Annotated in this window: 18 protein-coding genes and 1 pseudogene; 2 read left to right on the top strand and 17 right to left on the bottom strand. The window is 59.8% G+C overall.

What is annotated here, in order from left to right:
* Positions 1-155: 155 nt before the first annotated feature.
* A complete protein-coding gene (locus VL130_RS02390) occupies positions 156-821 on the bottom strand; it encodes a class I SAM-dependent methyltransferase (RefSeq protein ID WP_325360756.1) in 666 nt (221 codons plus the stop codon).
* On the bottom strand, positions 814-1,737 hold the full coding sequence (locus VL130_RS02385; protein ID WP_325360754.1) for an NAD(P)/FAD-dependent oxidoreductase: 924 nt from the start codon (positions 1,735-1,737) through the stop codon (positions 814-816). Before VL130_RS02385 ends, VL130_RS02390 begins: the two co-directional genes overlap by 8 nt.
* A 127-nt stretch (positions 1,738-1,864) precedes the next feature.
* On the opposite strand from VL130_RS02385, the gene VL130_RS02380 reads away from it, so the two are divergent.
* On the top strand, positions 1,865-2,278 hold the full coding sequence (locus VL130_RS02380) for an Rrf2 family transcriptional regulator (protein WP_325360752.1): 414 nt from the start codon (positions 1,865-1,867) through the stop codon (positions 2,276-2,278).
* A 40-nt stretch (positions 2,279-2,318) separates the two neighbouring features.
* On the opposite strand, the pseudogene VL130_RS19475 reads toward VL130_RS02380, so the two are convergent.
* The 10 genes and pseudogenes from VL130_RS19475 to VL130_RS02335 form a co-directional block, all read right to left on the bottom strand.
* A pseudogene (locus VL130_RS19475) lies at positions 2,319-2,435 on the bottom strand (P-type conjugative transfer ATPase TrbB); the annotation flags it as partial.
* A gap of 25 nt (positions 2,436-2,460) precedes the next feature.
* Positions 2,461-3,330 (bottom strand): ATP-binding cassette domain-containing protein, encoded by an 870-nt coding sequence (locus VL130_RS02375; protein WP_325360750.1) that lies wholly within the window; start codon positions 3,328-3,330, stop codon positions 2,461-2,463.
* On the bottom strand, positions 3,293-4,540 hold the full coding sequence (locus tag VL130_RS02370) for a cysteine peptidase family C39 domain-containing protein (RefSeq protein ID WP_325360746.1): 1,248 nt from the start codon (positions 4,538-4,540) through the stop codon (positions 3,293-3,295). Before VL130_RS02370 ends, VL130_RS02375 begins: the two co-directional genes overlap by 38 nt.
* 37 nt (positions 4,541-4,577) lie before the next feature.
* Entirely contained in the window at positions 4,578-6,452 is a 1,875-nt protein-coding gene (locus tag VL130_RS02365; protein WP_325360743.1) for a hypothetical protein, read from the bottom strand.
* A gap of 77 nt (positions 6,453-6,529) precedes the next feature.
* Positions 6,530-7,033: a hypothetical protein gene (locus VL130_RS02360; RefSeq protein WP_325360741.1), complete on the bottom strand. Its 504-nt coding sequence runs from the start codon at positions 7,031-7,033 to the stop codon at positions 6,530-6,532.
* A gap of 108 nt (positions 7,034-7,141) precedes the next feature.
* The gene (locus VL130_RS02355) at positions 7,142-7,888 is read right to left on the bottom strand and encodes an HlyD family secretion protein (protein ID WP_325360740.1); all 747 of its coding nucleotides are present in this window, start codon (positions 7,886-7,888) and stop codon (positions 7,142-7,144) included.
* A gap of 226 nt (positions 7,889-8,114) precedes the next feature.
* Positions 8,115-8,396, bottom strand: a complete 282-nt coding sequence (locus VL130_RS02350; protein WP_325360738.1) for a hypothetical protein — start codon at positions 8,394-8,396, stop codon at positions 8,115-8,117.
* 253 nt (positions 8,397-8,649) lie between these two features.
* Positions 8,650-8,928: a hypothetical protein gene (locus tag VL130_RS02345; RefSeq protein ID WP_325360734.1), complete on the bottom strand. Its 279-nt coding sequence runs from the start codon at positions 8,926-8,928 to the stop codon at positions 8,650-8,652.
* Positions 8,929-9,384: 456 nt separating this feature from the next.
* Positions 9,385-10,410, bottom strand: a complete 1,026-nt coding sequence (gene rsgA, locus VL130_RS02340) for a ribosome small subunit-dependent GTPase A (protein WP_325360731.1) — start codon at positions 10,408-10,410, stop codon at positions 9,385-9,387.
* 117 nt (positions 10,411-10,527) lie between these two features.
* Positions 10,528-12,534, bottom strand: coding sequence for a tetratricopeptide repeat protein (locus tag VL130_RS02335; protein WP_325360728.1), 2,007 nt, complete (start codon positions 12,532-12,534; stop codon positions 10,528-10,530).
* Between the two features lie 97 nt (positions 12,535-12,631).
* Between VL130_RS02335 and VL130_RS02330 the strand changes: the two genes are divergently transcribed.
* Positions 12,632-13,585: a UDP-glucuronic acid decarboxylase family protein gene (locus tag VL130_RS02330; RefSeq protein ID WP_325361101.1), complete on the top strand. Its 954-nt coding sequence runs from the start codon at positions 12,632-12,634 to the stop codon at positions 13,583-13,585.
* A gap of 3 nt (positions 13,586-13,588) precedes the next feature.
* Here the strand turns inward: VL130_RS02330 and VL130_RS02325 are convergent, their stop codons facing one another.
* The 5 genes from VL130_RS02325 to VL130_RS02305 form a co-directional block, all read right to left on the bottom strand.
* A complete protein-coding gene (locus VL130_RS02325) occupies positions 13,589-15,244 on the bottom strand; it encodes a thiamine pyrophosphate-binding protein (RefSeq protein WP_325360726.1) in 1,656 nt (551 codons plus the stop codon).
* Positions 15,241-16,392 carry a CaiB/BaiF CoA-transferase family protein gene (locus tag VL130_RS02320; protein WP_325360724.1) on the bottom strand — a complete coding sequence of 384 codons (1,152 nt, stop codon included), beginning with the start codon at positions 16,390-16,392 and terminating at the stop codon, positions 15,241-15,243. Before VL130_RS02320 ends, VL130_RS02325 begins: the two co-directional genes overlap by 4 nt.
* 172 nt (positions 16,393-16,564) lie before the next feature.
* Positions 16,565-17,734 (bottom strand): acyl-CoA dehydrogenase, encoded by a 1,170-nt coding sequence (locus tag VL130_RS02315; protein ID WP_325360722.1) that lies wholly within the window; start codon positions 17,732-17,734, stop codon positions 16,565-16,567.
* Positions 17,727-19,262: an aldehyde dehydrogenase family protein gene (locus tag VL130_RS02310; protein WP_325360721.1), complete on the bottom strand. Its 1,536-nt coding sequence runs from the start codon at positions 19,260-19,262 to the stop codon at positions 17,727-17,729. The genes VL130_RS02315 and VL130_RS02310 overlap by 8 nt, the downstream gene beginning before the upstream one ends.
* A gap of 166 nt (positions 19,263-19,428) precedes the next feature.
* Positions 19,429-20,712: an FAD-binding oxidoreductase gene (locus tag VL130_RS02305; RefSeq protein ID WP_325360720.1), complete on the bottom strand. Its 1,284-nt coding sequence runs from the start codon at positions 20,710-20,712 to the stop codon at positions 19,429-19,431.
* Positions 20,713-20,740 lie beyond the last annotated feature (28 nt).

Here is a 20,740-nt window from a genome sequence, read left to right as displayed (position 1 = left end):
GCCGATAATATCGCGATCACCTGCATGTCCGCTTTCGGACAACGAGACTGGTTAAATGGGAATGGCCGCTTCGGGCGCAAACGAGCCGAATCTCAACGGTCGCATATGGCCCAAACCGATCATTATTCGCGGACTAGATTAGGTTCATTCCGACTTCACGCATAGGACACCCAACCTCGGAAACTGAACGCGTGATAGAACTGCGTTATATTGGTGAACCCTGCTTCTTGCAGATATGCCTGCTCTTCCTCGGGTGATTTTATAGTGGCTTTATCCCTCATGCCAGCCTTTCCCGCGTTACGTCTGTCCTCGTCCAGCCTCGCATTTGCACCGAACTCGACATGCCGTTCGATCCACATCGCGTGATCCGGTTCGCTCAGAGGGAAGCTGACATGAGCCAGGACAAAGGGCGCGCCGGGACGCAGACGTTGGCGTACGCCATGAAGCGTGACTTTCCTGTCCTCGATTGAGATATGGTGGAAGACCAGAAGACAAACCGCCCCGTCGAACGGCCCGTCGGGCGCGGACGATATATCGCCGTGGTGAAGATTGACGCGACTGGCGCTGCCAGAACTTGTCCCCTGTGCAAGCGCAAGCATGTCCGAGGAGGGATCGATCCCGTCAAAGGTCCAGCCAGCTTGCTGCTCAGCCAGCGCCTTTAATTCAAGCCCGCCACCAGCACCAACAACAAGGATGCGCCCGTCTTCCGGCACCCTTTCAGCCAAAAGTATTCCCGTCATTCGGTGGAGGCCATCGAGGCCCGGAACGTTGCGTCTGGCGCCTTCGATGTAATTTGCCTGTCTTCCATCAAACTTACCCATGAGAAATAGCTCCCAATATCAGTGACTTGTGAGCGCCGATACCCGCAAGATTTCCATCTGCAACAGCCAGTGCCACAGATGCCATGGCACGCGCGGCATCACCGCAGGCATAAACCCCAGGCATGCTGGTTTCCTTCATTGGATCGGTCTTGATGATGGAGCCGAGCGGCCCCGGCTCCAAATCGAGGCCAAGCTGGTGCGGGATCGCACTGCCTATCTCAAAGGGGGCAAGCACGAATAGCCCCGAGAACGACAGCGTTCGGCCATCGGCGAGTTGGACATCCGCATGACCTTTGACAGCTTCCACGGCGCTGCGCTCAACGGTGACACCGCGGGCTGCAAGAGATTCAAGGTGATCCGCGTTCGGTTCGAACGCGTCATTGATGATGAGCGTCGTTGGGCCCCAATCCGGAAGCATGAGGGCTTGGTGCATGGACAACTCTGATCCGGCGATCACACCGATCTGCCCTTGGTTCAGTTCGTAGCCATGGCAGTAGGGGCAGTGGAACACGCTTTTGCCCCAGCGTTCCTCCAGGCCTTCGATGCCGGGCAGAATGTCCTTGAGGCCAACGGCCAGGATGAGCGTTTTTGACAGATTTCGCGTGTCTCCAACCATCACTTCGAACGAGGCTGCTGTCCTGGCGCCGTATGGTATCGAATGTACCGTATCCGCTCGACCAGACAGCCACCGCACCGTTGGATATTTCGATACCTGGGAACGGGCCGTGGCTGCGATAGCGGCGGGGTCGACACCGTCCTGAGTGATGAAGCCGTGGGAATGTGAGGCAAACCGATTTCGCCTAAGGCCCTCATCAATGACGAGGACTTTCCTCCGGGCGCGACCGAGCTGCAGCGCAGCCGATAATCCGGCGAAGCTGCCGCCGATGATAATGGCATCGTAAATTGTGTCGCTCATGACTGTCTCCTTCTTTCGCAACAACATAAGTGTCGTGATTGGGCGGAGTCAATACTCATGATACTTCATTTGTATCGTAATGCGGTCGTGCTATATCATCTGCGCGATCTGCAGAAGGAATTTAAGTATGAGGCAAGACGGTCGGCTTTCGCGCATGCTGCACGTTTTAATCCACATGGATAAGCATCATGGCGCCATGACGTCTGAGATGATCGCGCAGATGCTCGATGCGAATCCTGTCGTGATCCGCCGCACTATGGCAGGCCTGCGCGATGCGGGTTTTGTCTTGTCAGAGAAAGGCCATGGCGGCGGCTGGAGGCTTGCTCGCCCTCTGGATCAGCTTACGCTTCTCGATATTCATACCGCCGTCGGCGAGCCATCAATTTTCGCCGTTGGACCGGCTTACGATATGCCTGGATGTCTCATCGAGCAGGCGGTCAACACGACACTTACAGGCGTATTCGACGAAGCTGAGAAACTCTTGCGAAGTCGGTTCGCAGAAGTCACCCTAGCCGATGTCGCTAAGGGGCTAGCAGGATAGTTATACGACGCGGTAATGTCCGCAACGGGCGCAAGGCGGAGTCATCGAGCGAGAAGGCGGCGACAGCGGGTTTGCGGACCGAGAAGGCCGGCGCCGTCACGACAGGCGGAAGGAGGCCCTCGAAGCGCTCACCGGTGCCGGGAAGTTCCTTGGCAATCTATCAATAGCGGTCTGATAGGGGGCTAGATTCGCTCCAGTTTATCTGCACCAGCAAGGCTGACAAAGCGGCCAGTGAGCATGTCAAAAATGCGATCTGCAGCGCGCAGGATTTCGATGCGGTGGGCAATAACAATGCGCGTGATATTCAAGCTGTTGAGCGCGCGGTTGATTGCGATCTCGTTCCGGGCGTCAAGATGTGATGTGGCTTCATCCATCAGCAGGATCGCGGGCCGACGATAGAGCGCTCGCGCAATGAGCAAGCGCTGCTTTTGGCCACCTGAAAGCGCGCCGCCCATATCGCCAACGAAGGTTTCGCATTTCATCGGCATGGCTTTCACTTCATCAGCCAATGCCGCGCTTTCAAGCGCCTGCCAAACCCGATCCAGATCGAGATGCTCGTCGAAAAAGGCCACATTCTCCGCGATCGAACCGGATAGTAGTTCATCATCCTGCATGACGACGCCCAGATTCCTTCGCAGGGCGCGCGGTCCCCATGCGCTGATTGATCTGCCATCGATGCGGACCTCGCCGCTGGTGGCGGGATAGAGACCGCATATTACCTTGACCAGACTGCTCTTGCCGATGCCGGATGGCCCGCTGATGGCGATGAATTCCCCGGCGTTGATTTGGAGGTTGAGGTTCTTGAAGACGAACGGTTCATAAGGCGCGTATCGGAACGACAGGTCGGCGATTTCGACATCGCCCCGCAAGACCGGTAGATCGACCTCGGCCTTGTCGATCCCGTCCTCCTTCGGGGGCAGAACAATATCGACCAGTCGGTACGAATATACGTCTGTCAGGGGCCACTGGATGACCTGTTCAATGATGTTGGTTAGCGCCCCGGTGAATTGGCCCTTATAGGCCAAAAACGCGTAGAAGACGCCGACGGTCATGTGTTGATCGATGATGGCGCGGGTGCCGAGAAAAATGACGAGCGTCGTGACCAGGGCATTGACGCATTCGTTCGCACCGGTGACCCAGATGCTGAAGCGTCCGCGCGACAGATTGCGGCGAATGTAGTCGGCATAGCAGTTCGACCACTGGGTTTTCAGGGCTACCTCTGCTGACCTTAATTGTCTGGATCGCTTTGATCGTCTCGATCCGCTTGCTGTTTTCGGCAATCTGAGCGCCCAGTGCTTCGGCACTCAGGCGTAGATTGGTCGGCATCGTCGCCAGGCGCATTGCAACATGGAGGACAGCCCACAGGCATATGCACACGGCGAGTGACCAGGCGAACATGAACATCATCAGGAGCGTCGTCGCAGCGAGCACTCCATCGATGAATGAGGAAATGAACGCGCCAGAGACCAGGTCGCGTATGGGATTGATAGAATCGAAACGCGATATGGTGTCGGCGAGGCGGCGGCGCTGGAACCAGCCCAGGGGCACGCGAACGAGGTGACGGAAGAGCCGCAGTCCCATGTCCCAGCTCAGATGCGCAGAAATCGCCTGCGTCGCCAGGCTGCGCAATACGGTCGCGCCGGCATTGAACAGTCCGAACAGGCCGAATCCCAAGGCCAGCGTCACCAGAAGGCCACTGTCGCCCTTCAGGGCCGCCTGATCGATGGCGATCTGCATGTAGAAGGGGCTGGCAATGGCGTAGACTAGGAGGATTAGCGACAGCAAAAGGATCTGCCCCAGACCGCTGTAGAGTGTCGGGGTCAGGCGCACCCATGCCATGATGCTGAGCGGCCCCTTCTCCCGGCGCTTCTGGAATTTTGGTGAGGCCGAGAGTTCGAGGGCAATGCCGGTGAAGGCTTTGCCGGCATCGGCGAAGGATAGACGGACCTTGCCCCTGGCGGGATCGTGCAGGAAGATGTGATGTTCGGTCACCTTGTCGAGGACGACGAAGTGATTGAAGCCCCAGTGGAGAATGGCTGGCGTTTTCAGTTGCTGTAGTTCGTCGAGCTCGCAACGAACTGCCCGCGCCATGAGATCGAGGCCGGCTGCAATCTCGGTGAGCTGGGTTAGGGTGAGACCTCGACTGACGACCGGGAACTTGCGGCGGAGGTCCACGATATCGAGGTGCGCGCCGAGTCGGGACGAGGCATAGGCGAGGCAGACCAGGCCGCATTCGGCGGTTTCGGTTTGAAGATATTGCATAGAACACTTGGGAAAAGACGGACGACAGCGAGGACGGTCAGTCGGATGAGGGGCTATGGCCGTGCAGGTAGCTCACCACCTCGGTGATGTGCCGCATGGCAATGTGGACATAGTCAGGTTCGGTCGCTGACAGTTCGTGGCCATAGGCGTTGTTCACTAAGGTGACGTTCGTCTTGCCGGCGCAGGTTCGATAGTCCGCCACCGGGGAGACGAGAGGATCGGTGTCGCTGTAGAAGATGGCGACGTCACCTTGCAGCGGACACGCTGTCAGCCCGACGAAATAGGCGTTATCGACCTCGCCATCCGCCAGTTCGTCGCCGACGAGGCGCCTGAATTTGGAGAACACGATCGGGTCGGCTCGTTGCAGGTCCATGGGTATGGTGCCGGATGGCATGTCCAGCACTGTCCGGCTGAAGCGTTGACGCAGAGACGGGGCGAACCGGACGTAATCGTGGGCACCGAAGCTTTGCGCATAGAGGTAGAGGTCGGTTTTGCCGGGATAGCGCTCGGCGAGATAGTGGTCGATGGCCGCGGCGTTGAGATCAAAGGCGCGATAGCCGTGCTTGCCGAAGCGCGTGACCGTTTCAAACGTATAATCGGCACCGGCATCTTCGACGATATCGACGTTGAAACCGCTCTGCATCAGAATGCGGACGAAGGTATTTTCGGTGATTTCCTCGTGAACGCCGGGACCGCCATGCAGGAATATGACTGTGGGGGCGACCGACGCGACCGTATAGGATTGAATCCATCCTGCGGCGCCGTCGAGGGGGGGTAGTGCGAAACGGAACGGCCGGTCACCGTTGCAGCATGTGTGGTTCGAGGTCTTGCCGTTGCGGTAGACATACTGACTGTATCGCACCGGCGCCTGTTCATCGCCTTCGGCGCCAGTGGTGCTCTGATATGAAATGAGGAAGCTGTTCGTGCGGACATTTATGGCGACACCTGTGATGAACTGGATGTCATTGTCACGCACCGCTTCGTGGATCGCTGTCGTCAGCCCTTGCGGAATATTCTCTGGATAGACCGTCGTTCTGGAAAAGTAGCCGACATATTGCATCTCGCCTTCGCCGTCGATCAACTCGACGCGTGGCAAGCTCTGGGTCATATTGTTCAAGCTGCAGTCAGATCGCAGCGTAAATATGCTGCCCGACATCGAGAAATAGCTCGTAGCCCCCGTATGCTTGAAAACCGGAACATATGTGGTCGGGAACGGCGTGTGGTGATTCAGCGAAATGGCCTGACCTTCGAGGGATATAAGGTGTGCGTCGCAGGTCTTTGAGTGGGCGAACAGACTGAAGGTGTTGTCGCGGCTCAGATAGAGATAGTCGCCGTCTGCATAGTAGCCGAAGACGTTGTAGGAATTGATCGAAGCATTGCGCACGAAGTATTTCGTGGCGTCGGTGTATACGGGGATGGCGGCCTCTAGCGCGGCGGCAATATCGGGTTCGGCGGCAGTGCTGGTGAGTTTGAGGCCGCTGAACAGGTTCTGGGGCGTCTTGATCGTGGCGGGTACGACTTCGCCTTGCGCGTCGGGTGAGGTGAACAAAGGCTCGAGCGCGACGCGCTGGACCACGCCGCTGCCTGAAGCGCGGTTTCCATCCATTCCGGGACCGACAAAATAGAGGTAGCGATCGTCGGGACTGAAGAAATAACTCGCGAAGGGGAAGGGGCCGGTGTAGGCCGCGCTTTTGACCGTGCAGGCATCGCGTGAGACCAGGCAGTCGGCGCTGACCAATTGAAGCGTCCAGGTGTCGCCTTGGCTTTCCGGCGCGTAGGTGTACCGGCCGGCCGGAGGTATCGCCAGTCTCGCATGATCGGTCAGAAAGGCGTCGACGTCAGTGCCTTGCGCACTGGCCGTTCCAGCGTAAAGTACGCAGATGATCCCGCACCACGATAAAAGACTCTTCAAATCCGTCTCCCAAATAGCGGGGCAGGGCGCTGTTAGCACCCTGCCCATTTTAAACCGAGGTCGACTTTCGATGTGATCTAGGCCCCGATGCCCGAACGCATTGCCGGCGCAATCTGGCTGCCTTTCAGGTCAGTCATGATGTCATAGCCGCCAAGCGAAAGCGTCCGAGCGTAGACATTGCCATTGGCGCCGATCGTCGCCTGGGCGTCTACGCGGCCATTCCCATCGCGGTCGATATAGAGCTGGTTGGTGTCGGGGTCACGGTAGACGGATTCGTGACCATCGGCTTGCTTGCCATAGACGATGCTCAGGCCTTGGACATCCCGGCCCCCAAAAACGATTTCGCCGGCCTTGATGCTGGAGGGGGCCCACCAGTCGCCACGGTCCGTTCCGTTGTCGACGACGCGGATCGGCGCGAGCGGCATGTTGGTATTGATTTCGATGGCCGGCTGCGTCTTGATGCTGCCGTAGATTTCGATGTTGTTATTCTTCTTGCCGACAACGGTGACGACCGTGGGCGCATCGTCGGGTGTGGCTCCACCAGAAATTGCGTCCATCTCGGCGATGTTCAAAACTCTCATAATTAGCTCCAAAATATCATTGCTAAGGAAACGTCACGGGATGCGTGACGGTACGCTACTGATTGCCTTCACCGGGCGGGAGGCATCCGCTGGTGAGGGCGACCTCGGTCAGCCACCGGCGCGTTTGCGGATAGCCAACAGGGGATCTAGCAGCCAGTCGAGAAATGACTTCTCGTCCAGCACAACGTCGGCGGTCAGACGCATTCCGGGGAGCAGCACCCGTTTGCGGCCGTAAGCGGTAAGCGCGTCGCCGTCGAGCGCGACAACGACGCGGTACATCTGTTCTTTGGTCTCGAGAGGAATTGGCAGTTCATTCGGCATCAGCGGGGCGCTCGAGACATCGACCACGCGCCCCTTGCCGACGCCGAACGTCTGGTAGGGAAAGGCATCGAACATGACCCGAACCGTGTTGCCAGGGCGAATGAAGCCGACAGCCCGCGAGGGCACCCAGAGTTCGGCGCGTTGCGCGCTACGGATGCCGTCCGGTACGACCAGACCCATCGTCTGGTTACCAGCGACGACCTCGCCAACGCGCACCTGGATGTTGGTGACTTCGCCGGCGCGCGTCGCTGAGACCTGCGCGCCGTCAGACGCGTGGGTGCTGATCTGCTTCTCATCGAACTGAGCCTGAATAAGCCGCAGATCGGCCTCGGCCTCGGCACCGGCGGACTGGCTCGACCGCAGCGTGGCCCCCAGTTGTTCGATTTGGTTATGGTTAGCGGCGATGCTCTGGTCGATCTGGGACAGGGCCTGACGTCCCTGAAGCAGCGCATCCCGCTTTTGCATGAGTTGTACCTGCGAGATGTACTGTTTCTCCATCAGGGTCGAAGCCGCCTCAAAGTCCTTCTGCAGCAAGGCCACGCGATCCGTTTGGAAGGCCGCTTGGTCGCTCAGTCGGCGAATATCGTCTTGAAGACCGCGCCCGCGTCCCGGCCTCGCTTTGCGCGATTTGCTGCTTCTTGAAAACGGTTTGCTGCTGGAGGGAGGCCAGTTGGGCTTGCGAGGTCATATCCAGTCGTTCCGTCAGATCACCGCCGCCCTCAAGCGCCTGATTGTACGAGACGAGGAACAGCGGCTGGCCCTAACGGACATGCTGCCCATTGACGACGAAAACTTGCTTGACGATGCCGGCGCGGATAGCCGCCGCGCGCTCCACGCCGTCGGCCGGGGCAATGGCGCCCGATACGGCTTCCTTGCGAGCGTAGTGCGCGGTCGAAATGAACACCGTCACGGAGACGAGCAGGGTCGTCATAAAGGCCGGGACTGCCCAGCTCTTAAGGCCAAACAGGTTCGCCGGATCGCCTAGCCGATCGCGGGACGCGTCAAGCGCTTCATTGCGATATAGTTGGGCCCCGTCAAACATAAATACCTCGTTGTGTCGAATAGGTTTCACAATGTAGGCGCGATGTAAATATGAAAACATCAAGCAATCACCAGTAACATATTACATCACTGAAATACTTATAGTTTTATTTTTGAAACCCCACTCTGACAGTTTTTATAATGCAAACAATGTATTATGATTTGGAAGTGACTGTGGCAATGGTTGCTGACGTTACTATCGTCATGCGTGTTTATGATGGGGCCGGCTGAGCCCTGGCCGTCAACCAACTGCCTCAAACGAATGCAAATTCGACAGGACCGGCTTCGAGCGCGCGGGCATTTCCCTCTTTGACAAGGTCGTGAAGGACGGAGGCATGCGCCAGGGACTGACCTTCGAGGTTGGCTATCGCGCCGGCGATGTCACGGGTGAGGAGGAGGCTGATCCATATGCGCCGTGTCTCGCCCGTCAGAGGCTGGCTCCCCGGATCTTCGTCAAGCGGCCAGAGGAGGCCCACCATCGTGAAAGCGGCGACATTGCGGGTGATTGAGAAACTGGCGATCATGAGGACCATGTCGTGGTCCATTATCAGCTAACAGATGTTCAAAGGCTTGGTGAAGAAGCCGCGCCGGCGGCGGCGAGCTATTATCGTTATTGGGGGGGAAGACCGACGAAGCCACCGAGGTAACTTCCCCGGCAGTAACCTCAAACGTGGCGCTATCCTGAAAAGACAGGCGGATCGAGACTGGCAGATCGGCTGGCTTCTCCCCCATTCGGCGGGCGATTTCGGACTGTGGCAGCGCAGCATTTTCCGTATTTGCTGGAGGTTCTAACTCCAGACAAGAACCTTTGAGGATATGGCTCCAGTCGGCTAGGTTCTCGAATAGTTTAGTCTTTAACCAGGCGTCTTCTGCGTTCGCTATAAACGGCTTAGAGTGCGCCATTCAACGATCGCAATAATTCAGCACCTTCGGGTGCTGTTTTTGTTTGTGCGGTAGAGATGCGATACTGGCCGCTTACAGGCCTGCGCTCACCTGGATTTGCCAAATGTCGTTCTGTTACCGCGCGGCCCGGTTTGCACGGGGGTATTGCTGATATTCTCTTCGAGCAGTTTTCGCCAGCGGGTCAGGCGGTCTTCGGGTAACGATCCGGCAGCGACGGCGGCCCGGACGGCGCAACCCGGTTCGTGCGCATGGGTGCAATCGCGGAATTTGCACAGGGGCGCCAGTTCAGTGATCTCGGCAAACAGGGTGTCGATACCGTAGGCGACATTCCCCACATGCAGATTGCGCATCCCTGGCGTGTCGATTATCCAGCCACCGCCCGAAATTGCATGGAGGGACCGGGCGGTCGTGGTGTGACGGCCCTTCGCATCATGCTCGCGGATGCCGCCCGTCTCCTGCGGCGCCATCTGTTCCGAACCGGCCAGGGTATTCACCAGTGTGGATTTCCCGACGCCGGAGGAACCGGCCAGCGCGACGGTTTGGCAGGGCTGACACCACGGCTCCAAGGCCTGTGCGGCGTCCGCGGACCGGGCATTCAGCGTCACGACCGGCACGTCGCGCTGCAAGGCGCTGGCCTGGCGCTGGTATTCTAGCGCGTCGGAAACGGTATCGGCCTTGGTCAGCACAATCACCGGCGCGGTGCCGGCTTCATTGGCCATCGCCAGGTAGCGCTCAAGCCGGGCGGGATTGAAATCGGCATTACACGACGTGACGATGAACAGGGTGTCGACATTGGCCGCCGCAAGCTGAGGCAGGCCCTTGCCCTCGATATGACGTTGCAGCAGCGTGCTGCGGTCGAGGCGGCGGTGTAACACGTGCGTTTCAGGCTCGACGAGAACCCAGTCACCGACGGCATACTGTCCGGTGTTTGCGCCGTGAGGCAGGACGAGCCTCGCTGTGCCGGCCGGGGATATGGCGCTCAGGCGGGCGCGATGGACCTCGGCAATGCGTTGAGGCGCGAAGTGTTCTTCGGTTGAAAGCCATTGATCGGCAAAAAAGTCAGTCCATCCCAAATCGACCAGGGAGGGAGAGGCGCGCCATGTGTCTGCCACTACAGATTTGCCCGGTGGGATCGGATCGCGTTCAAAGGCCGACTCTCAAAAATGACATCAGGCACTCATAACAGGTGTACTACGCGGAGACAATTAAATCGGAAGTGATGACGCTGCCTACTCCGGCTTCTTCCATAGGCGCTGATCATAAGCCACCGGCCGGTAGGCGTGACGCCTGGCCAGCTTTTCCCGCCAGAAGCCTTTATAGTCCGCTATGGTCTGGACCTCGACCGCTTCGTGGTCGTGCAGCAGGCCCATTTCGAAATAGGTATCGAGATTGGTCAGGTCAGGCTGGGGCAGTTGGTCGTCCAGGCAGGCCTGCCACATATCGGCGTAAAGCGTCTCCAGATGTGTCACAAGCTTCGAAGTATCGAACAGGGTGCTGGTCAGGCGATTGGCCAGCAGGTGCTCGCGCCAGGCCTTGAGGTCGCCATTGCCGCGGCCAAGCGCCACGGCGCGGTCGATATAGTCCTCGGCCCTGGTGCAGACCAGCTCATCGGGCAGGCCGGCGGCCTTTACCAGTGAGCCGCAGACGCGTGAGGCAAAGGTGCGCCCCGAAAGCGTCAGCACCGGTACGCCCATCCACAGGGCGTCCGAGCAGGTGGTGTGAGCGCCGTAGGGCGTGGTGTCGAGGAACAGGTCGGCCAGTTGGTAGCGTGCCAGATGGTGCGGATTGGCCTTCTTGTCGGCAAAGACGATGCGCGCCGGATCGATTCCCTTGGCCTCGGCATAGGCTTTCAGCCGGCCGTGCGAGGCTTCGGCGCCGGAGAGCAGCCACAGCACGCTGTCGGGCACGCGGGCCAGGATTTCCAGCCAGCGATCGAAGGTGAAGCGTGTGATCTTGTGTGTGCCGTTGAAACAGCAATAGACGAAGGCGTCTTCCGGGAGGCCGGCCTCGGCGCGGGTCGGCACCTCTTCGGCGACGATGCGCAGGCGGTTGTTCGGCTGGTAACAGGGCAGGCGGGTGACGGCTTCGGAATAGTAGATTTCGTCGCCTTTGGGGATGATCCAGTCGTCGGCGACGATATAGTGATGGTAGGGGCTCCCGAGCGAACCGGGGAAGCCCAGCCAGTTAACGATGACCGGCGCCGGGCGCAGGGCCAGCAGCTTGGTGCGGCCGTCGCGGGTATAGCCGTTTACATCGATCAGGATCTGGATGCCATCGTCGGCAATGCGGCGCGCGGCGGTGGCATCATCCATGCCGGTGATGTCGATGAAATGATCCGAAGTGTCCTTGTAGTGATTATGGATCGGATCATTGGTCTGGATGCCGCAATAATAGGCGAAGACCTCGACCTTCGAACGATCGTGCAGGCCCAGCACCTCATACATCAGATGGCCGATAGCATGTTCGCGCAGGTCGGACGACAGGTAGCCAATGCGGATCGGCTTGCCTTTTGGGGCATTTTTCGCCGACCAGTGGTTGGTGATGATGTCGCCGGCGGGCACGCCGACATCCTTTAGATTATAATGATAGCTCAAGGCCAGCTGGAAGATGGGGTCGTCGGTATAGGCGTCGATAGACAACGGCGAAATGCCGGTCAGCAGGTGTTCGCGCGTTATGTTCTCGAACGGGATGACCACCGGCCAGGCGCATTGGCGCTGGCGCAGGGCGATGAAGTGCTGCATGGCCTCGCGCTGGTGCGGATCGATCTCCAGGCTGATGCGCAGGGCGGTTTCGGCCGGCTCGTCCTGTTGCGCGCCTTCCAGCACGCGGGCGGCCTGGTTGAGCGCCATCGTCTTGTGCTTCAGCGCCGAGCCGGTGAGTTGGTCGAGCCGTCCGGCCAGGCTGTTCCAGGTAATGACGGCCTTGGCGTTATTGCCCAGACCTTCATAGATGCGGCCGAGATTGATATAGACGCTGTGGAAGTCCGGATTGACCTCCAACGCACGTTCCATGACCTCGCGCGCCCGGCTGAGGTCGCGGGTGTCGGTCAGGATGACGCCGAGGTTAAACAGGAGGGCGTAGAGCAGGGGGTGGTCGGGGTTCTGCGCCACGAAGGTTTCGTACAGCGCCACCGCCGCCGCGCCATGACCACCGGCTTTCAGGCTCTCCGCCGACTGGATCAGTTCCATGACGCTCATGCTGTAGGCGGCGGGCGTGATATGTGCGGTATCCGGCATGTCATTTTCCTGATTCGTTACGCCTCAGAGCGTAGACGGCGTTAACCTTTTGTCAAAGGCGGCGACTCGTGGCAACCCGCAGGGTATGTAAAGAGTGATGAAGGGGAGCGCCGTGAAAAAGATACTGGTCACCGGCGGGGCGGGATTCCTCGGCTCGCACCTGTGCGAACGCCTGCTGGCGCGCGGTGACGATGTGGTCTGCGTCGATAACTTCTTTACCGGCCAGCGCCGCAACATCGCCCACCTGATGGGCAACCCCTATTTTGAACTCCTGCGTCACGACATTACCTTCCCGCTCTACGTCGAGGTCGACGAGATCTACAATCTAGCCTGTCCGGCCTCGCCAGTACATTATCAGTTCGATCCGGTCCAGACGACCAAGACCAGCGTCATCGGCGCCATCAATATGCTGGGCCTGGCCAAGCGCACCAAGGCGAAAATTCTCCAGGCCTCGACCAGCGAAATTTACGGCGATCCGGAAGTTCATCCGCAGACCGAGGACTATTGGGGACGCGTTAATGTGCAGGGGCCGCGCGCCTGTTATGACGAGGGCAAGCGTTGCGCCGAAACGCTGTTTTTCGACTACTATCGCCAGCACAAACTGAAGATCAAGGTCATGCGTATCTTCAACACCTACGGCCCGCGAATGCACCCGAATGACGGCCGGGTGGTCTCAAACTTCATCGTTCAGGCCCTGAAAGGCGAACCGATCACGCTTTACGGCTCCGGTGAGCAGACGCGCAGTTTCTGCTATGTCGATGACCTGATCGACGGCATGATCCGCCTGATGGACAGCCCGGATGACGTGACCGGACCGATCAATATCGGCAATCCGGTCGAGTTCACCATGCGCGAACTGGCCGAAAAGGTCATCTCGCTAACGGGCGCCAAAAGCGAATTGGTCAACCACTCTCTGCCGGCGGACGATCCGCGTCAACGCCAGCCGGATATCGCGCTGGCGAAGGCGGTGCTTGACTGGCAACCGGCTATTGGACTGGATAAGGGCCTGGCGCGCACCATCGATTATTTCCGCGACACCTTGGCGCTGTGATTTTTATTCGCCGCGCGCCACCTGATCGAGTGTCTTCGCTGGCGTGATGGCCTGTGGGTCGATAAAGCAATGGATAATGGCCGGCTTGCCGGAAGCCTGGGCGCGCTGGAAGGCCGGAGCGAATTCGGCCGTGGTGCGCACGGTTTCGCCGTGGCCGCCAAAGGCTTCGGCGTAGACTTTGAAATCCGGGTTTTTCAGATCGGTGCCAACGACACGGTGCGGATAATTCTTTTCCTGGTGCATACGGATGGTGCCGTACATGCCGTTATCGATCACCAGAATGATGACCGGGATATCATACTGCACGGCGGTGGCGAACTCGTTGCCGTGCATCAGGAAGCAGCCGTCGCCGGCGAAGACGACCACGGTCTTGTCCGGGCACTGGCGCTTGGCCATGACGCCGGCTGGCACGCTGTAGCCGACGCTGCCAGAGGTGGGCGCAATCTGGGTGCGGGGCTGGGTATAGCGCCAGTAGCGATGCAGCCAGATAGCGTAATTGCCGGCACCGTTGCAGGTGATGGTATCGGCGGGCAGGTTTTCGCGCAGCCACACCATGACCTCGCCGTACTGGAAATCGCCGGGGATCTTCGCCGGCGTAGTGGTCCACATCAGGAAGTCCATATGGGCGTTTTGCGTTTCTTCCTGCCAGATGACGCGATCGGGCGTCTTCAGGTAGGAGAGGGACTGCGCGAAGGCGTCAGGCGCGCAGACGATGCCGAGATCCGGCTGATATACCTTGCCGATCTCGCCGGTGTCGGGGAAGACGTGAACCAGTTTTTGCGCCGGTTGCGGAATATCGATCAGGGTATAGCTTGAGGACGGCACCTCGGCCATGCGGGCGCCTAACAGGATCAGCAGGTCGGCATCCCTGACGCGCTTGGCCAGCTTGGGATTCGGACCGAAACCGAGGTCGCCGGCGTATGACGGATGATCGGCCGGGAACAGCGCTGAGCGGCGGAATTCGGTGGCGACCGGAATCTGGAAGCGGGTGGCGAAATCGATGATCGCCTCGCAGCCGTCATAGCTCCAGTTGCTGCCGCCCAGGATGATTAACGGGCGTTTGGCGGTGGTCAGCAAGGCATCGAATTGCTGGAACACTTCGATGGACAGTTCCGGCTTGGCGAAGCTAAGCACCGGCGCATCGGTTACGTCTGCCATATCGGTCAGCACGTCTTCTGGCAGGGAGATAACCACCGGGCCGGGGCGACCCTGCATGGCGACGCGAAAGGCGCGGGCGACGATTTCCGGAATGCGCTTTGCATCGGTGATCTCGACCACCCACTTGGCCGTACTGCCGAAAAACGCTTCATAATCCATCTCCTGGAAGGCGCCGCGGCCGCGCATGGCACGCTCGACCTGGCCGATAAACAGGATCATTGGCGTCGAGTCGTGCTGGGCGATATGGATGCCGTGGGCGGCATTAGTGGCGCCGGGGCCGCGGGTGACGAAGCAGACACCGGGGCGGGCGGTCAGCTTGCCATAGGCTTCGGCCATGATGGAGGCGCCGCCTTCATGGCGGCAGATCAGCACGTCGATATCGGCGTCGTGCATGGCGTCGAGCGCCGCCAGATAGCTTTCACCGGGCACGCAGGTGACGCGATCGACGCCCTGAATCAATAGTTGATCGACAAGAATTTGGCCGCCAGTGCGTGAGGTCATTTGGAAGTCCATTGCGCTTGCCCGGTACCGAGCATGGGGGAGGGAGAGAGAGCAGACATGCGTTCGCCATTGATAACGATGGGCGAGGCGACCCCGGCGACTTTCGAGCCATCGGCGGCGGTCAATTCGAGCCGCATACCGCGATGGATAATCTGCGGATCGCTGAATACGTCCTCGATGCGATTGATCGGTCCGGCGGGGACACCGGCGGCCTCAAACGCCGCCAGCCATTCGGCACGGGTCTTTTGCATCAGGTAAGGTTGCACAGCGGATTGCAAATCCGTGCGGCGGGCGACACGCAGGGCATTGGTGGCGTAGTCCGGATGGGCAGCGATATCGTTAGCACCAAGCGCTATACAGAACTTCTGGAACTGGCCGTCATTGCCGACCGCGACGATGATATGGCCATCCGACACCTGAAACACCTGATAGGGGGCGATATTGGGATGGGCATTGCCGAGGCGCGTCGGTGACCTACCGGAGACAAGGTAGTTGCTGGCCTGATTGGCGAGTATAGCCGTGGCGGTGTCGAACAGCGACATATCGATATGGCAGCCTTCACCCGTGGCGGCGCGGCCATGGACGGCGGCCAGAATCGCCGTCGCGGTATAGACGCCGGTAAAGATATCGACGACGGCCACCCCGACCTTCTGTGGCTCGCGGTCCGGTTCGCCGGTAATGTCCATCAGGCCGCTCATGCCCTGGATGATGTAGTCGTAACCGGCGCGGGTGGCATAGGGGCCGGTCTGGCCAAAGCCGGTGATTGAGGCGTAGATCAGGCGCGGATTGACGGCTTTGAGACTGTCGTAATCCAGGCCGTATTTCTTCAGGCCACCGACCTTGAAGTTCTCGATCAGGATATCGGCCTCGGCGGCCAGCGCACGAATGGCGGCCTGGCCTTCCGGCGTTTCAAAGGCGATGGCGACCGAGGATTTGCCGCGATTGGTGGCGTGAAAATAGGCCGCGCCCCATGAATTGCCGGCGGCGTCTGTCATGAACGGCGGCCCCCAGGTGCGGGTGTCGTCTCCGATCTCCGGCCGCTCGATCTTGATCACTTGCGCCCCCAGATCGGCGAGCATCTGCCCGCACCACGGGCCGGCCAGAATGCGGGCGAGTTCGAGAACTTTGAGACCAGAAAGAGGTTTCATGCGGTTTGACTCGAAGAAAGCAAGATACCCCACCACCATTTCGCTACGCTCATGGTCCCCCTCCCCAACAAGTTGGGGAGGTATAAAAGGAGTGTCTTATACCTCCCCGGTTTTACCGGGGAGGGGGACCGCGCCTGAAAGGCGTGGTGGTGGGGTGTCTTGCTTTTACTCATCAATAAAACGCCTGCAATCCGGTCTGTGCCCGGCCAAGGATCAGGGCATGGACGTCATGCGTACCTTCGTAGGTATTGACCGACTCCAGGTTCTGCGCGTGGCGCATGACGTGGTATTCCTCGTGGATGCCGTTACCGCCGTGCATGTCACGCGCCTGACGGGCGATATCGAGCGCCTTGCCGCAGTTGTTGCGCTTGATCAGCGAGATCATTTCCGGCTGCATCTGGCCGGCGTCGAACAGTTGCCCGACGCGCAAAGCCGCTTGCAGGCCCAGCGTGATTTCGGTCTGCATATCGGCCAGTTTCTTCTGGAAAAGCTGCATCTGCGCCAGTGGCTTGCCGAACTGTTTGCGGTCAAGGCCGTACTGGCGGGCGCGGTGCCAGCAGTCCTCGGCGGCGCCCATCACGCCCCAGGCAATGCCGTAACGGGCGCGATTGAGGCAGCCGAATGGTCCCTTGAGGCCCGACACGTTAGGCAACAGGGCGTCTTCACCGACTTCGACACCATCCATGACGATCTCGCCGGTGATGGAGGCACGCAGCGACAGCTTGCCATGAATCTTCGGGGCGCTCAGGCCCTTCAGGCCCTTTTCCAGCACAAAGCCGCGGATGACGCCATCGAGTTTGGCCCACACCACAAACACATCGGCGATCGGCGAGTTGGAAATCCACATCTTGGCGCCGGTCAGGCGGTAACCGCCATCAATCTTCTCCGCGCGGGTGGTCATGGCGCCGGGATCGGAGCCGGCGTCGGGCTCGGTCAGGCCGAAACAGCCAACCCATTCGCCGGAAGCCAGCTTGGGCAGATACTTCATGCGCTGCGCTTCGCTGCCATAGGCATAGATCGGGTACATGACCAGCGACGACTGCACGCTCATCATCGAGCGATAGCCGGAATCAACGCGCTCGACTTCACGCGCCACCAGGCCATAGGCGACATAGGACGCACCGGCGCCACCATATTGTTCAGGCAGCGTCGCGCCGAGAAGACCGAGTTCGCCCATCTCGTTGAAAATGGCGCGGTCGGTATATTCCTCGCCATAGGCTTTCAGCACGCGCGGCATCAGGGAACCTTGCGCATAGTCGTGCGCCGCTTCCATGATCATCCGCTCATCGTCCGTTAGTTGCTCGGTGAGGAGGAACGGATCTTTCCAGGCAAAATCAGACATCAAACACCACGCCCTGAGCCAGCGGCAGCGAGCTGCCGAAATTGATGGTGTTGGTGGTGCGGCGCATATAGGCGCGCCAGGCGTCGGAACCCGATTCACGGCCGCCGCCGGTTTCCTTTTCGCCACCGAAGGCGCCGCCGATTTCAGCGCCGGATGTGCCGATATTGACGTTGGCGATACCGCAATCAGACCCGGCCGCCGACATGAAGAGTTCTGCTTCGCGGATATCGTTGGTGAAGATGGAAGAGGACAGGCCGGCGCCGACATCGTTTTGCATGGCGATGGCGTCCTTCACATCCGAATAACGCAGGATGTAGAGGATGGGCGCGAAGGTTTCGCGCAGCACCGGACCTTCATGCTTCGACATTTCGACGATGGCGGGGCGGACATAATAGCTGTTGTCGCCGCTGACGGTAACGCGCTCACCGCCGGTGACCACGCCGCCGGCGGTCTTGGCTTCGTTCAGGGCCTTTTCAAAGCCATCAAAAGCCAATTTGTCGATCAGCGGACCAACGAGCACGCCATCTTCCATAGGGTTGCCGATCTTGACCGAGGCATAGGCCTTTTTAAGGCGCGGCACCAAGGTGTCATAAATGCTGTCGTGAACGAACAGGCGGCGGAGCGTCGTGCAGCGCTGGCCGGCCGTGCCCATGGCGGAAAAAGCGACGCCGCGTAAGGTCAGGTCGAGATCGGCGGTCGGCGAAACGATGGCGGCGTTGTTGCCACCCAGTTCGAGGATAGAACGCGCAAAGCGGGCGGCCAGTTTCGGACCGACGGCGCGGCCCATGGCGGTGGAGCCGGTGGCAGAGATCAGGGCGACCTTTTCATGTTCGACCAGCACTTCGCCGATTTCGCGGGCGCCGATGATCAGGGCCGACAGGCCTTCAGGGGCATCGTAGCCGGCGTTGACGTAGGCCTTGAGGGCGCGTTCAAAAAGCGCATGGGTGGCCAGGCCGGTGAGGGGCGACTTTTCCGACGGCTTCCAGACGATCGAGTCGCCGCAAACCAGCGCAAGCGCCGCGTTCCAGGCCCAGACGGCGACGGGAAAGTTGAAGGCCGAGATGATGCCGACGACGCCAAGCGGCTGCCAGGTTTCCATCATGCGGTGGCTGCTACGTTCGGTGGCGATGGTCAGGCCGTACAATTGACGCGACAGACCAACGGCGAAATCGCAGATGTCGATCATTTCCTGCACTTCTCCGAGACCTTCCGAGGTCACCTTGCCGACTTCGATGGAGACCAGCTTGCCGAGTTCGGCCTTGTGTGCGCGCAGTTCTTCACCGAGCAGACGGACCAGTTCGCCGCGCTTCGGGGCGGGGATGACGCGCCAGTCGAGGAACGCCTTGTGCGCCGCATCAATGGCCTTCGTGGCGTCGGCGGTCGAGGTCTCGACAACCTTGGCGATGACATCGCCGGTGACCGGCGAGGTGACGGCCAGGGTGCCACCGGTATAGGTTTTGGCGTCGACGCCGAGGGTTGTCAGAAGCGAAGAGACATCTTCGGCAAAGCGTGTGGTTTCGGTGATCATGGTTGCGTTCCTTTATTGTCTCGGCCTGAAATTAACCCCCCTCCGGCTTCGCCGGTTTCCCCCCTGAAATCAGGGGGGATTCTAAAGGAAAGAACCTCCCCTGATTTCAGGGGAGGGTGGCCTGAAAGGCCGGGTGGGGTTAAGGTCACGCACAGGGTTGTCATGGCTAGAATCTCGAATCCGTGAGGTGCGCCGCTTGTGCGCCGACCTCGTAAAATACTTCTTTCAGCGCCCGCAGCTTTGCATCGCGCGGAGCGGTGACGGGCAGGGGCAGATCGGCTTCGGACTTTTCACCGGCGATCAGTTCGGCCAGGGTGCGGCCCATGACCGTGCCCGGCGCGATGCCGCGGCCATTATAACCGCTGATTCCGATGACGTTCGGCGCAAATTTATGGAAACGCGGCAGGTTATCATCGGTCATGCCGATCTGGCCGTACCATTCCGCTTCGAATTTGACATCGCCCACTTGCGGGAAAATCTTGTGCAGGGCGCGCAGGGCCCAGCCGCGATGGATGCCATGACCGACACCGTTCAGTGCACCGACGCTGCCGAAGATCAGGCGGCCGTGCACATCCATGCGGAAAGAGGACAGCACTTCCTTGGTATCCCACACGCCTTCATGGCCGGGCAGGATTGTGGCGCGCACATTATGGCTCAGGGGTTCGGTGGCGAAATTAAAGTAGGGCAGGTGAACCTGTTCGCGCCGAATGATCTCCCAAGGGCCTTGCGTATAGGCGTCGGTGGCCATGATCACCCAATCGGCTGTGACCGAGCCTTGCGGCGTTTTTACCTGCCATTGCGTACCGGCCGGAATGACCTCCAGCGCGGGCGAGCCGGTATAAAGCGTGGCGCCTTCCGTCTGCGCCGCCTTGGCCAGTCCGCGCACATAGGCCAGCGGCTGGATGGTGCCGGCGCGCAGATCGAGCAGGGCGCCGCTGTAGGCGCGGGAGCCAACCTTTTGCGCGGTCTCTTCCGCCGATAACAGTCGCACCGGCGCACCACGCGACTGCCATTGCTTTTCACGCTGTTGCAGTTCTTCGAGACCCGCCTGGCCGACGCCGCAATGCAGGGTGCCGTGCTTCTGCAACTGGCACGCGATGCCGTAAGACTCGACGATATCGAACACGGCCGAAGGGGCATCGCCGAGCAGTTTCAGCAGGCGGTCGCCATGGACCTCACCCAGCACGTTCGGCAGTTCATCGGGCATGACCCACATGCCGGCATTGACCAGCCCGACATTGCGGCCCGCACCGCCAAAACCGATCTCTTTCGCTTCCAGAACGATTGAGGCTACGCCCTTTTTCGCCAGATGCAGCGCCGCCGAATTACCTGTATAGCCACCACCGATGATGCAGACTTGCGTGCGCACATCTCCGCTCAGCGTGGCTGTTGCCGGCGCCGCGGGGGCGGTGGTTTCCCAGAGACCATGTGTGCGCTTATCGTTCAGCATGTCATTCCGTATCTGTATGGACAACAGG

Source organism: Asticcacaulis sp. (assembly GCF_035497195.1).
Classification (GTDB): domain Bacteria; phylum Pseudomonadota; class Alphaproteobacteria; order Caulobacterales; family Caulobacteraceae; genus Asticcacaulis.
The sequence above is the reverse complement of the archived record's forward strand: the minus strand, read 5'-3'. Positions and strand labels throughout refer to the sequence as shown.